12 protein-coding genes are annotated in these 13,009 nt (G+C 73.0%); 2 read left to right on the top strand and 10 right to left on the bottom strand.

Going from position 1 to position 13,009, the window contains the following annotated elements; genetic code table 11:
* Positions 1–81: 81 nt before the first annotated feature.
* Positions 82–1,248 (top strand): adenosine deaminase, encoded by a 1,167-nt coding sequence (locus BLR33_RS21760; protein ID WP_093786219.1) that lies wholly within the window; start codon positions 82–84, stop codon positions 1,246–1,248.
* A gap of 107 nt (positions 1,249–1,355) precedes the next feature.
* Positions 1,356–1,661: an ATP-binding protein gene (locus tag BLR33_RS21755; protein ID WP_245771561.1), complete on the top strand. Its 306-nt coding sequence runs from the start codon at positions 1,356–1,358 to the stop codon at positions 1,659–1,661.
* Between the two features lie 84 nt (positions 1,662–1,745).
* Here BLR33_RS21755 and BLR33_RS21750 read toward each other — a convergent pair whose 3' ends face one another.
* From BLR33_RS21750 to BLR33_RS21705, 10 genes are all read right to left on the bottom strand, one after another.
* A complete protein-coding gene (locus tag BLR33_RS21750; RefSeq protein ID WP_407639709.1) occupies positions 1,746–2,255 on the bottom strand; it encodes a VanZ family protein in 510 nt (169 codons plus the stop codon).
* Between the two features lie 105 nt (positions 2,256–2,360).
* On the bottom strand, positions 2,361–3,644 hold the full coding sequence (locus tag BLR33_RS21745; RefSeq protein WP_093786217.1) for a thymidine phosphorylase: 1,284 nt from the start codon (positions 3,642–3,644) through the stop codon (positions 2,361–2,363).
* Positions 3,645–3,658: 14 nt separating this feature from the next.
* A complete protein-coding gene (locus BLR33_RS21740; protein WP_093786216.1) occupies positions 3,659–4,108 on the bottom strand; it encodes a cytidine deaminase in 450 nt (149 codons plus the stop codon).
* Positions 4,105–5,394, bottom strand: a complete 1,290-nt coding sequence (locus BLR33_RS21735; protein WP_093786215.1) for an ABC transporter permease — start codon at positions 5,392–5,394, stop codon at positions 4,105–4,107. The genes BLR33_RS21740 and BLR33_RS21735 overlap by 4 nt, the downstream gene beginning before the upstream one ends.
* Positions 5,391–6,503, bottom strand: coding sequence for an ABC transporter permease (locus BLR33_RS21730; protein WP_093786214.1), 1,113 nt, complete (start codon positions 6,501–6,503; stop codon positions 5,391–5,393). The genes BLR33_RS21735 and BLR33_RS21730 overlap by 4 nt, the downstream gene beginning before the upstream one ends.
* Complete coding sequence (locus BLR33_RS21725; protein ID WP_093786213.1) at positions 6,500–8,086, bottom strand: ABC transporter ATP-binding protein; 1,587 nt, start codon at positions 8,084–8,086, stop codon at positions 6,500–6,502. The genes BLR33_RS21730 and BLR33_RS21725 overlap by 4 nt, the downstream gene beginning before the upstream one ends.
* A 137-nt stretch (positions 8,087–8,223) precedes the next feature.
* A complete protein-coding gene (locus BLR33_RS21720) occupies positions 8,224–9,282 on the bottom strand; it encodes a BMP family lipoprotein (protein WP_093786212.1) in 1,059 nt (352 codons plus the stop codon).
* A 155-nt stretch (positions 9,283–9,437) separates the two neighbouring features.
* Positions 9,438–10,709, bottom strand: a complete 1,272-nt coding sequence (locus BLR33_RS21715) for an amidohydrolase (RefSeq protein ID WP_245771560.1) — start codon at positions 10,707–10,709, stop codon at positions 9,438–9,440.
* Between the two features lie 306 nt (positions 10,710–11,015).
* Positions 11,016–12,419: an MFS transporter gene (locus BLR33_RS21710; RefSeq protein ID WP_407639706.1), complete on the bottom strand. Its 1,404-nt coding sequence runs from the start codon at positions 12,417–12,419 to the stop codon at positions 11,016–11,018.
* Positions 12,410–12,919 carry a MarR family winged helix-turn-helix transcriptional regulator gene (locus BLR33_RS21705; protein ID WP_245771559.1) on the bottom strand — a complete coding sequence of 170 codons (510 nt, stop codon included), beginning with the start codon at positions 12,917–12,919 and terminating at the stop codon, positions 12,410–12,412. Before BLR33_RS21705 ends, BLR33_RS21710 begins: the two co-directional genes overlap by 10 nt.
* Between the last annotated feature and the right edge of the window lie 90 nt (positions 12,920–13,009).

Below are 13,009 nucleotides of genomic sequence, written 5' to 3'. Positions count from 1 at the left end.
ACAGGGTGTGCGTTGAATGTCCGGGCGGAAAATAGTCAGCTCGTACGCCATGTCTACGCGCGTAGGGACTAGAGTTCATCCATGCAGACCGCCACCCCCGGCCGCCCGACGCCGGAACAGATCCGCCGCGCCCCCAAAGTCCTGCTCCACGACCACCTCGACGGCGGCCTGCGCCCCGGCACGATCGTGGACATCGCCCGCGAGACCGGCTACGACGCGCTGCCCGAGAAGGACGCCGACCGGCTGGGCACCTGGTTCCGCGAGGCCGCCGACTCCGGCTCCCTGGAGCGCTACCTGGAGACCTTCGCGCACACCTGCGCTGTCATGCAGACCCGCGACGCGCTGGTCCGGGTCGCCGCCGAGTGCGCCGAGGACCTCGCCGCGGACGGCGTGGTCTACGCCGAGGTGCGCTACGCCCCCGAGCAGCACCTGGAGGCGGGGCTGAGCCTGGAGGAGGTCGTCGAGGCGGTCAACGAGGGCTTCCGGTTGGGCGAGCGCCGGGCCCGGGAGGGAGGCAACCGCATCCGGGTCGGCGCCCTGCTCACCGCGATGCGGCATGCCGCCCGCTCCCAGGAGATCGCCGAACTGGCCAACCGCTACCGGGACCAGGGCGTCGTCGGCTTCGACATCGCCGGCGCGGAGGCGGGCTTCCCGCCCACCCGGCACCTGGACGCCTTCGACTACCTCAAGCGGGAGAACAACCACTTCACCATCCACGCCGGCGAGGCGTTCGGCCTGCCGTCGATCTGGCAGGCGCTGCAGTGGTGCGGCGCGGACCGGCTCGGCCACGGCGTGCGGATCATCGACGACATCACGGTGGCCGACGACGGCTCGGTCGCACTCGGCCGGCTCGCCTCCTACGTGCGCGACAAGCGCATCCCGCTGGAGATGTGCCCGACGTCCAACCTGCAGACCGGCGCCGCCGCCTCCTACGCCGAGCACCCCATCGGCCTGCTGCGCCGGCTGCACTTCCGGGTCACCGTCAACACCGACAACCGGCTGATGTCGGGCACCAGCATGAGCGAGGAGTTCGGGCACCTGGTCGAGGCTTTCGACTACACGCTCGACGACATGCAATGGTTCACCGTCAACGCGATGAAGTCCGCGTTCATCCCTTTCGATGAACGGCTCGCCATGATCAACGAGGTCATCAAGCCCGGATACGCCGAGCTGAAGGCCGAGTGGCTCTTCGCGCCCGGCACCGCCGCAGGCCCCGTGGCCAGCGGTTCCGCCCCGCACCGCGGCTAGGACGGGCGGCGCGCCGGCGCGGCCGCGGGCATGATCGCGGCCGCGCCACGCCGGTTGCACGGGTCGTGTGCCGCTGACTACGTTCCGTCGTCATGCAGACCCGAACCATGAAGACTCTCACGGTCGCCGCGCTGGGCCTCGCCGCCGCGGCGGCAGCCGCCGGCACCGCCTCCGCCGCCGGCCTGTCCGCTCCCGACGCCCTCGCCCCGGTCGGCTCGGCCACCGGCCTCGTCCCCGGCGGCGCCTCCTCGCTCGCCGGCGCCCAGACCGCGGTGTCCAACGGCGCCTCGGCGCTGCCCGCCAACCCGACCGACCTGCTGCCCTCCGGCAACCACTTGTCCGGCAACCAGGTCGCCCCCGTCACCGGCCTGCTCGGCGGCCTCCCGGCGGCGGGCGGCATCCTCGGCGGCTGACCCGCGACTGCCCCGTAGCGGAACTCCCCCGGAGCCGCGCCCTGTTCACGGGCGCGGCTTCTTCCGTAGGGGCGGTACCAGGGTTTACGGCACCGCCGCCGTGACCGGCTCGCGGGCCGGGGGCGGGATCGCGCGGGCCTCGCGGGCGCGGCGCCGTACCGCGGGGACGACGAGCAGGTGGGCCAGGGCGACCCCGAGGGTGTTGAGCAGCAGCGCGTCCACGTCGAAGAGCTGGCCGGGGACCATGGTCTGGGCGAACTCCACCGACAGGGAGACCATCAGGCCCGCGAAGACGGTGCGGGCGAAGGAGGCGAAGCCGGAGGTGTCGGCACGGCCGCCGGCCATGGGCAGCAGCACCCCGAGCGGGGCGAGCAGCCCGAGCCCGGCGCCGATCCGCCGCGCGGCCTCCAGCGGGCCCATCCCGAGGTCGTCGCGGATCGTCCGCAGCGGCTGGAGGTTGGGCGCGGCGACCCAGGGCACGTAGTGCGGCCGCAGCAGCAGCCAGCCGATGAAGGCGAGGTACCCCGCGGTGAGCACGAGCCCGGCCGCGCGCACCTTGGGAACGAAGCCGTCGCCTTCTTGCCGCACGCCCACCATGACGCCCGGGCCCACCTCCCCGGTTCCCCTCCGCACCCCGACACGCCCACGACCTCGGGTGATCCCCGTCACAGCGGCAGGACCCGGGCGGCGGGGCGGGCCTCAGGCGACGCGGGCGAGGACGGTCGGGGCGGGGGTGAAGTCGGCGGCCGGGCCGATGCGGATCGCTTCGGCCAGGGCCTGCTCGGCCGCGGCGAACCGGTCGGGAGTGTCGGTGTGGAGGGTGAGGAGGGGCTGGCCGGACACCACCGAGTCGCCCGGTTTGGCGTGGAGTTCGACGCCCGCTCCCGCCTGGACGGAGTCCTCCTTGCGGGCCCGGCCCGCGCCCAGGCGCCAGGCGGCGACGCCCACCGCGTAGGCGTCCAGCTCGGTGAGGACACCGGTCGCGGAGGCCGTGACGACGTGCTGCTCGCGGGCCACGGGGAGCGCGGCCTCGGGGTCGCCGCCCTGGGCCCGGATCATGCGGCGCCAGGCGTCCATCGCGGAGCCGTCGGCCAGCGCCTTGGCGGGGTCGGCGTCGGGCAGCCCCGCGGCGTCCAGCATCTCGCGGGCGAGCGCGAGGGTGAGTTCGACGACGTCGGCGGGGCCGCCGCCGGCCAGCACCTCGACGGATTCGCGGACTTCGAGCGCGTTGCCCGCGGTGCGCCCGAGCGGCGCCGACATCCCCGTCAGCAGCGCGATCGTGCGCACCCCGTGGTCGGTGCCCAATCCGACCATCGTGCGGGCCAGTTCGGTCGCGTCGTCCAGGTTCTTCATGAAGGCACCGGAGCCGACCTTGACGTCGAGGACGAGCGCCCCGGTGCCCTCGGCGATCTTCTTGGACATGATCGAGGAGGCGATCAGCGGGATCGACTCCACCGTCCCCGTCACGTCCCGCAGCGCGTAGAGCTTCTTGTCGGCCGGCGCCAGCCCGTCGCCGGCGGCGCAGATCACCGCGCCGACCGAGTCCAGGACGTCGAGCATCTCCTCGTTGCTGAGCGAGGCGCGCCAGCCGGGGATGGACTCCAGCTTGTCCAGGGTGCCGCCCGTGTGACCCAGGCCCCGCCCGGAGAGCTGCGGCACCGCGGCCCCGCAGGCGGCGACGAGCGGGGCCAGCGGCAGGGTGATCTTGTCGCCGACACCGCCGGTGGAGTGCTTGTCGACGGTGGGCCGGGAGAGCCCGGAGAAGTCCATCCGCTCGCCGGAGGCGATCATCGCGGCGGTCCACCGGGCGATCTCGGCCCGGTCCATGCCGTTGAGGAGGATCGCCATGGCGAGGGCGGACATCTGCTCCTCGGCGACCGCGCCGCGGGTGTAGGCGTCGATCACCCAGTCGATCGAGGCGTCGGTGAGCCGGCCGCCGTCCCGCTTGGCGCGGATCACGGAGATGGCGTCGAGGGCGTCCATGAGAGCGGAACTTCCTAGCGTTCGAGGTCGTCGGGCCCGAAGGCGTCGGGCAGCACGTCGCTCATCGGCCGCACCCCGCGGGGGGTGTCGACGAGCAGGTCGGGGCCGCCGTGCTCCCACAGCAGCTGCCGGCACCTGCCGCACGGCATGAGCAGGTCGCCGCGGGCGTCGCAGCAGGTGAAGGCGGTCAGCCGGCCGCCGCCCGAGGCGTGCAGCGCGGAGATCAGGCCGCACTCGGCGCACAGCGCCACCCCGTAGGCGGCGTTCTCCACGTTGCAGCCGACGACGGTGCGGCCGTCGTCGGTGAACGCGGCCGCGCCGACCGGGAACCGGGAGTACGGCGCGTAGGCGCGCGCCATGATCTCCCGGGCGGCGGCCCGCAGGGCCGCCCAGTCCACCCCGGCCGGGGCCGGGGCGCCTGCGGCGCCCCCGGCCCCGGTGCGCGGTCCGCGCCCGTCCGTCATCCGCCCTGTCCCTTCCGGTAGGGGACGCCGTCCGCCCTGGGCATCCGCAGCCGTTGCGCGGACAGCCCCATCACCAGCAGCGTGACCACGTACGGGGTGCCCTGGACGACCTCGTCCGGCACCGAGTCGGTGGTCAGGTACCACACGGTCAGCAGCACCGCGAAGGCGAGCGAGACCGCGGGGGCGATACGGGCGCCCCGGTAGAACTTCCAGGCCGCCATGGCGACCAGCAGCACCGCGATGAGCAGCAGCAGCGCGTGCACCGACGGGCCGCCGTTGCGCAGTTGGAGGCTGTCGGCGTAGCCGAAGAGGCCGGCGCCCATGGCGAGGCCGCCCGGCCGCCAGTTGCCGAAGATCATGGCCGCCAGGCCGATGTAGCCGCGGCCGCCGGTCTGCCCTTCGAGGTAGAAGTGCGTGCCGATGGCGAGGAAGACGCCGCCGAGGCCGGCCAGCGCGCCGGAGATCACCACGGCAGCGTACTTGTAGGTGTAGACGTTGACGCCGAGCGACTCGGCGGCCACCGGGTTCTCGCCGCAGGAGCGCAGCCGCAGGCCGAACGGGGTGCGCCACAGGATGAAGAAGGTGGCGGCGAAGAGCACGATCGCCAGCAGGGTGATCGAGGAGATGTTGGTGACCAGGCCGCCGATGATGCCGGCCAGGTCCGAGACGAGGAACCAGTGGTGGGTCTCCACCGTGTGCAGCCAGTGCGACAGGCCCGGCACGGTGAAGTGCTTGGCGTCGTCCATCGGCGGGGACTGCTTGGGCGTGCCGCCCTTCTGGGCCGCCTCGCCGACGTTGAACAGCCGCTTGGCGAGGTACTGGGTGACGCCGGTGGCCAGGATGTTCATCGCGACACCGGCGATGATGTGGTCCACGCCGAAGGTGACGGTGACGATGGCGTGCACCAGGCCGCCGAGCGCGCCGCCGAGGACGCCGGCCAGGACGGCGAGCCAGGGGTTGGTCTGCCAGCCGGCCCAGGCGCCGAAGAACGTGCCGAGGATCATCATGCCCTCGAGGCCGATGTTGACCACGCCGGCCCGCTCCGACCACAGGCCGGCCAGGCCCGCGAGGCCGATCGGCACCGCGCCGGACAGGGCGCCGGCCATCTGGCCCGAGGAGGTGACGTCCTCGGCTCCGGTGATCGCGCGCACCGCGGAGACGACGATGAGGGCGCCGGCGATGATCAGCAGGACCACCGGCCAGCTGAGCCGGACCCGGCCGCGGCCGGGCTCCTTGGCGGGGGGCGCCGCGGCGGGCGGCGGCGTCTGGATGGCGGTGGTGCTCACGCGGCGACCTCCTGGGTCTCCTGCCGGCCTGCGGCCGCGGCGAGTTCGGCGCCGACCTTGCGCTGCTGGCGGGTCAGCCCGTAGCGGCGGACGATCTCGTAGGCGATGACCACCGCGAGCACGATGACGCCCTGGATCACGCCGACGATCTCCTTGTCGTAGCCCTGGAACTCCAGTCCGCCGGAGGCGCGTTCCAGGAAGGCCCACAGCAGGGCGCCGATGGCGATGCCGATGGGGTTGTTGCGGCCGAGCAGGGCGACCGCGATGCCGGTGAAGCCGATGCCGGTCGGGAAGTCGGTGCCGTAGTCGTGCGACTCGTTGAGCAGCGTGGACATGCCGACCAGGCCGGCCATGCCGCCGGAGATCAGCATGCTGGTGATGACCATCTTCTTCACGCTGACGCCGCTGGCCTCGGCGGCGGACTCCGAGCGGCCGACGGCCCGCAGGTCGAAGCCGAACCGGGTGCGCGAGAGCAGGAACCAGTAGAGGACGCCGGCGAGCACCGCGAAGACGATGAAGCCGTCGACGGGGTCGGTGGCGGTCTGGAAGTTGAAGAGGTGGCCGGAGGACGGCAGCGGCTTGGTGGACACCATGTTGGCGTCCTTGTCGAGCACGCCGAGCCGGCCGCCCTGCAGGAAGTAGCCGATGACGATGCCCGCGATCGAGTTGAGCATGATCGTGGAGATCACCTCGCTCACCCCGCGGGTCACCTTCAGCACGCCGGCGATCGCCGCCCAGGCCGCGCCGACCAGCATGGCGGTGACGATGATCAGCGGGATCTGGATGATGCCCGGCACCGAGACGGCGCCGCCGACCGCGGCGGCGAAGAACGCCGCCAGCCGGTACTGGCCGTCCACGCCGATGTTGAACAGGTTCATCCGGAAGCCGACGGCGACCGCGAGGCCGGCCAGGTAGTACGTGGTGGCCTTGTTGAGGATGTAGACCTGGCTGTCGGACTTGTCGCCGTAGTTGACCATCACGTTGAACGCGTGGAAGGGGTCCTTGCCGGTGGCCAGCAGCACCAGGGCGGTGACGATCAGCGCCCCGACCACGGCCAGCACGGGTGCGGCGACGGCCAGCAGCACCCGGTCCCTGTCGAACTTCTTCATCGGTCCTCTCCCCCGGACGGCTCCGAGCCGGCGGCCGGCTGGTGCGCGAGGTGGCCCGAGGCGGCGCCGGTCATGGCCGAGCCGAGCTCCTCGGGCGTGATGGTGGCCGGGTCGGCGTCCGCGACCAGCCGGCCGCGGTACATCACCCGCAAGGTGTCCGACAGGCCGATCAGCTCGTCCAGGTCGGCGGATATCAGCAGCACCGCCAGGCCCTCGCGGCGGGCCTGGCGGATCTGGTCCCAGATCTGCGCCTGTGCGCCGACGTCCACACCCCGGGTGGGGTGGGCGGCGATCAGCAGCTTGGGCAGGTGGCTCATCTCCCGGCCGACGATCAGCTTCTGCTGGTTGCCGCCGGACAGCGACGCCGCGGTGACCTCGATGCCGGGGGTGCGCACGTCGTACTCGCGCACGATCCGCTCGGTGTCGCGCCGGGCGGCGGTCGGGTCGATGAGGACGCCGCGGCTGTTGGGCGGCTCGGTGACGTGGCCGAGGATGCGGTTCTCCCACAGCGGGGCCTCCAGCAGCAGGCCGTGCCGGTGCCGGTCCTCGGGGATGTAGCCGATGCCGTCCTCGCGGCGCTTGCGGGTGGGCGCGGCGGTGATGTCGGCCTGGTCCAGGCGCAGGGTGCCGGCGTCCAGCTGCCGCATGCCCATGATCGCCTCGACGAGTTCGGCCTGGCCGTTGCCCTCGACGCCGGCGATGCCGAGCACCTCGCCCTTGTGGATGGTGAAGCCGATGTCGTCGAGCACCACCCGCTCCACGCCGTCCGGGTCCACCGCGGCCATCCGCAGGCCGGCCACGGTGAGCATCGGCTCGGTGGTGACGGTGGACTCGCGGGTCTCCGGCGAGGGAAGTTCGCTGCCGACCATCAGCTCGGCGAGCTGCTTGGTGGTGGTGTGCGCGGGGTCGGCGCTGCCGACGGTGGTGCCGCGGCGGATGACGGTGATCTCGTCGGCGACCGAGAGCACCTCGCCGAGCTTGTGCGAGATGAAGATGACGGTCAGGCCCTCGGCCTTCAGGCCGCGCAGGTTCTCGAAGAGCGCGTCGACCTCCTGGGGCACCAGGACCGCGGTGGGCTCGTCGAGGATGAGGATGCGGGCGCCGCGGTAGAGGACCTTGAGGATCTCCACCCGCTGGCGGTCGGCGACGCCGAGGTCCTCGACCAGGGCGTCGGGCTTGACCCCCAGGCCGTAGGCGTCGGATATCTCGGTGATCCGGGCCCGGGCCCGGCCGCCGATGCCGTGCAGCTTCTCGCTGCCCAGCACGATGTTCTCCAGCACGGTCAGGTTGTCGGCGAGCATGAAGTGCTGGTGCACCATGCCGATGCCGTGGGCGATGGCGTCGCCGGGGTCGCCGAAGACGACCTGCTCGCCGTTGATCGCGATGGTGCCCTCGTCGGGCTTCTGCATGCCGTAGAGGATCTTCATCAGGGTGGACTTGCCGGCGCCGTTCTCGCCCACGAGGGCGTGCACGGTGCCGCTGCGCACGGTGATGTCGATGTCGTGGTTGGCGACGACGCCGGGGAAGCGCTTGGTGATGCCGCGCAGCTCGACGGCCGCGGGGGGACTCGTGGACGCGTTGATGGCGCACTCTCCTGAAGGGAAAGGCTCGGGCGGGGGCGTGCGGGGCCGAAGGTATCGCGCAAAGAAGGCCCGGCGGGGGGTGCCGCAGCAACCCCCCGCCGAGCCTGCAGATCCGAACGCGCGTTACCGGCCGCGGGTCACGGGGTGGACTTGACCTTGATGGCGCCCGAGACGACCTTCTGCTTCGCGGTGTCCAGCTGGGACTGGATGTCGGTGAGGAAGCCGCCCGACGTGGCCAGCGAGACACCGCCGTTGGCGAGGTTGTAGGTGTTCGTGCCGACCTTCGGCGACCCGTCGTGGACGGACTTGATCAGGTCGTAGACGGCCACGTCGACGTTCTTCACCGCGGAGGTGAGGATCTGGTTCTTGTACTTCGCCAGCGCCGGGTCCTGGTACTGGTCGGAGTCGACGCCGATCGCCCAGGTGCCGGGCTTGCCGGCCACCGTCTGGATCGAGCCGTCGCCGGACAGGCCGGCCGCGGTGTAGATCACGTCGATGCCCTTGTCGAGCATGCCCTTGGCCTTGCCGGCCGCGGCCGTCGGGTCGGCGAAGCCCTTGGAGTCGGTCTCGTACAGGTACTGGTCGGTGACCTGGACGGAGGGCTTGGTGTCCTTCACGCCCTGGTCGAAGCCGGCCTGGAAGGTGCCGATCAGGGTGTTGTGCACGCCGCCGATGAAGCCGACCTTGCCGGTCTTGGTCTTCAGCGCGGCGGCCACGCCCGCCAGGTAGGAGCTCTGCTCGGTGGCGAAGGTCATGCTGTCGACGTTGGGGGCGTCCACGACCGAGTCCACGATGGCGAAGGTGGTCTTCGGGTACTTCTTGGCTATCTTGGTGACGGCGTCACCGTAGGTGTAGCCGACCGCGATGACCGGGTTGTAGCCGGCGCCGGCCAGCTGGTCGAGCCGCTCCTCGCGGTCGGACTCGGTCTCGTCCTGGCTGGCGGTCTGCTCCTTGGAGCCGAGCGAGAACTCCTTGACGGCCTTGTCCATGCCGCGGGCGGCCGAGTCGTTGAAGGAGTGGTCGCCGCGCCCGCCGACGTCGTAGGCCATGCCGACGCCCTTGCCGCCCGAACCACTGCTCGACGAGGAGCCGCTCGATCCGCTGTCGGAGGTGGTGCTGCTGCCACACGCGGTGGCCGTCAGCGCGAGGGCCGCGGACACCACGCCCGCGGCAGCGATCTTGGATACCCGGCGCAAGAGGGTCCCCTTCGGTCTGGAAAGCGCCCCGTCCGGCGCTGGCTAAGCCGGAGCTTAACGCGCGTAGATGACAGGTAAAGGCCGCATGAAGACCCGTTATCGGATCGACGCATTTCGACCAGGTGACGGCCCCGTGACCGGGGCCTCACCCGCTGTCAGGACAGCAGCACAGCGGCCGTGAACAGCTCCACGCCGACGGTCAGCGCCCCCTCGTCGATGTCGAAGTCGCCCTGGTGCAGATCGCGCGCGGCGCCGTCGCCGACCGGGCGCACGCCGAGCCGGGCGAGGGCGCCGGGCACGTGCTCCAGGTACCAGGAGAAGTCCTCGCCGCCCAGGCTCTGCTCGGTGTCCTCGATGGCGTGGGCGCCGTGCCTGCGGGTCATCGCGTCGCGCAGCAGCTCGACCGAGTCCGCCTCGTTGACCACCGGGGGGACACCGCGCTGGTAGGTGATCTCGCACTTGGCCCGGTACATGGAGGCGACCTGGTCGATCACCTCGTGCACCAGGTCGGGGGCGTCGTGCCAGGCGGCCAGCTCCAGGCAGCGCACGGTGCCCTCCAGCTCGGCGTGCTGCGGGATCACATTGGCCGCGTGGCCGGCCTCGATCCGGCCCCACACGATGCTCAGGCCCGAGCGGGGGTCCACCCGGCGGCCGAGCACCGCGGGCAGCTCGGTGGCGAGCTTGGCGGTGGCCATCACCAGGTCCGTGGTCAGGTGCGGGCGGGCACTGTGCCCGCCGGGGCCCTCCAGGGAGAGCTTCAGCTTGTCCGCGGCCGAGGTGATCGGGCCCACCCGCAGGCCGATCCGGCCGACCTCCACCTTCGGGTCGCAGTGCACCGCGAGGATGCGCTCGACGCCCTCCAGCACCCCGGCCTTGACCGCGTCCAGCGCGCCGCCGGGCATGATCTCCTCGGCGGCCTGGAAGACCAGCCGCACCGGGCGGGGCAGCCGGCCCTCCGCCAGCAGGGCGGCGAGCATCAGGCCGGTGCCGAGCACGATCGTGGTGTGCGCGTCGTGGCCGCAGGCGTGGGCGCGGCCGGGGACGGTGGAGCGGTACTCCACGGCCTTGGTGTCCGGCACCGGCAGCGCGTCCAGGTCGGCCCGCAGCGCCAGGCGCGGGCGGTCGTCGCCGGGGGCGGCGATGTCGCAGACCAGGCCGGTGCCGCCGGGCAGCACCCGCGGCTGCAGGCCGGCCCGCTCCAGGCGGGCCCTGACCTGCTCGGTGGTGCGGAACTCCTGCCGGCCCACCTCGGGGTGGCGGTGCAGGTCGCGGCGGAAGGCGACGAGCTCGGCGTGCAACTCCGCGGGGACGGCGGGCAGCTCGGGGGCCGCGGGGTGCCCGGGCGGGGCCGCGGCGCCTTCCGGCTCGGGCCGGGCTGCTGCGGTCTTCGCGGGCGCGCCGGACGGCGCTGCTGGTGACTCGTTCACCTCAGTCAGGGTATGCCCCACGACCGGCTCCTCCTGCATGATCGGGAAAAAATACCGGGCAGCGGCCGCAGGGAAGTCGCCCGTTCGGCGCATGGGGGACCGCCCGCGAGGGTATGCCTGCCCTTTTCGGGCGCTGTGCCCGCGTCAGGTCGCGCCGGGACCGGGCCGCCGCGGTCGGTCGGCGGAAGGGGGCCCGCGCGGGGGCGCCTGCGGCCTTACGGACGGGTTCTCCGGGCGCGGCGTCACATCCCCGACCGGCGCGGGCGGTTGCCCGTGGCCTGCCTCTCCGGTGAGGACACCACCACCTTACGACCCGTCGGTTGCAGCGGTGTGCGGGCCGGGCCGAGCGGGTGGCGGGGAAGTGCCGGACGGGGGCACGGCTCCCTCGCGCGACGGCGGTACGGCGAGGGGCGGGGCGGGCTCGGCCATTGGCTCGGCGGGCGGATCGGCCGGGTCCGGGCCGGCCGGGTCCGGCCGGGCACCGGTGACGCCCCGCAGGCCGGGGGTGGACGCGGCCACCAGGGCGATGGCGGCCAGGCACAGGAGGCCGCCGCTCACCAGCGCCGTCGTACCCGAACTGGTCCGGGCCACCAGTCCGGCCCGCATGTTGCCCAGATCGGGCCCGGCCTGGCCGACGATCTGCTCGGCGGCTCCCACCCGGCCGAGCATCGCGCCCGGGGTGTGCAGCCGCACGATCGTGCCGCGCGAGACCACGGCCACGGTGTCGGCGGCGCCGGCCACCGCGAGCAGGCCGAGCGCCGCCCAGGGCCGGGTGACCAGGCCGAACAGGGTGAGTGAAACACCCCAGCCGGCGGAGCCGGCCAGCATCACCAGGCCCGGGCGCGGCAGCCGGGTGAAGGCGCCCGACAGCAGGGAGGCGAGGACGCCGCCGACCGCGACGGCGGTGGTGAACAGGCCGAGCGTGCGCGGGTCGCCGCCGAAGCGCTCGGCGTTGACCAGCGGGAAGAGGCTGATCGGCATCGACAGCACCATGGTGGCCAAGTCGGTCAGCAGCGCGCCCCGGACCGAGGGCGTACGGGCGAGGAAGGCCAGCCCGTCGCCGACGCCGCGCAGCCCGGGCCGGGACGGCTCGCCCTCGGGCGGCATCGGCGGCAGGCCGAAGGCCCCGTACAGGCCGGCGGTGAAGGAGAGCGCGTCCAGCAGGTAGCAGCCGCCGACACCCCAGGCGCCGATCACCAGACCGCCGAGCGCCGGCCCGGCGAGCATCTGGGTCTGGAACGCGACCCGGTTGAGGGCGAGCCCGGCGGCCAGGTGCTCCTTCGGCAGCAGCCGCGGGACGAACGTGCCGGCCGCGGGCCCGGAGAAGGCACCCAGGGCGGACTGCGCGGCGAGCACGCCCAGCACCCCGGCCGCGGGCAGCCGCCCGCCGAGCCCCTGGACGGCCAGCGCCGCCGAGCAGACCGCCTGGCCCGCGGCCATGGTGAGGTAGAGCCGCCGCCGGTCCACCCGGTCGGCGACCGCCCCGGCGGGCAGTCCGAGCCCCACCAGCGGCACGGCCTGGGCGAGACCGACGGCGCCGGTCCACACGGTGCTGCCGGTCGCCTCCCAGACCTGGTACATCACCGCCACGAGGGTCATCTGCGCGCCCAGTCCGGAGATGCCGCGGCCGATCCACAGCCGGCGGAAGGCCGGGGAGGCCCGCAGCGGCCGGGTGTCGACGAGGAGGGCGGCCGGCGGTCTCACCGCCACTGCGGGTCCTCGGCGAGGAGGGCGGCGATCCGGTCGTGGAAGCTGCGCCGCTCCAGCGCTTGGCGCATGTCCTGCACCACTTGGCTGAGCGGGTACGGGAGTTCGGCCTCCAGTTCGCGGCTCGCCCGCTCGGTGGCCCGCCACTCCGCGGCCAGCCGGCCCACCACGGAGCGGGCCCGGTCGGTGAGCGTTACCCGCTTGGTGCGCGCGTCCTCCCCCGGCAGGGTGTCCACGAGACCTGCCGCGCGCATCGCGGCGACCTTCTGGCTGAGCGCGGAGTGGCTGTGGCCCATGGAGTCGGCCAGCTCCCTGATCGTCATGGGCCCGCGCCGGTCCAGCCGCAGCAGCTCGCCGACCCAGGTGGTCCGCACCCCTTCGATCTCGGCCTCGCGGTACAGCCGCGCGATGTCGCCGTCCATCTCCCGGAACAGGGCCCACAGGGGCCGCCACAGCCCTTCCTCGGAGGGGTCGTCCGGCTCGGGGGTCTCGTCGGTTGCCATGGAGCCAATGTAACAGCACTTATACAAGCACTGTCAGGTTTTTACGGCCGCGCGGGCCACTTCTGCCCTGATGCCGCCCGGAGGGGCCCG

Source organism: Actinacidiphila guanduensis (assembly GCF_900103985.1).
GTDB lineage: Bacteria > Actinomycetota > Actinomycetes > Streptomycetales > Streptomycetaceae > Actinacidiphila > Actinacidiphila guanduensis.
Note: the sequence above shows the minus strand (reverse complement) of the source record. Positions and strands in the feature narration are given on the sequence as shown.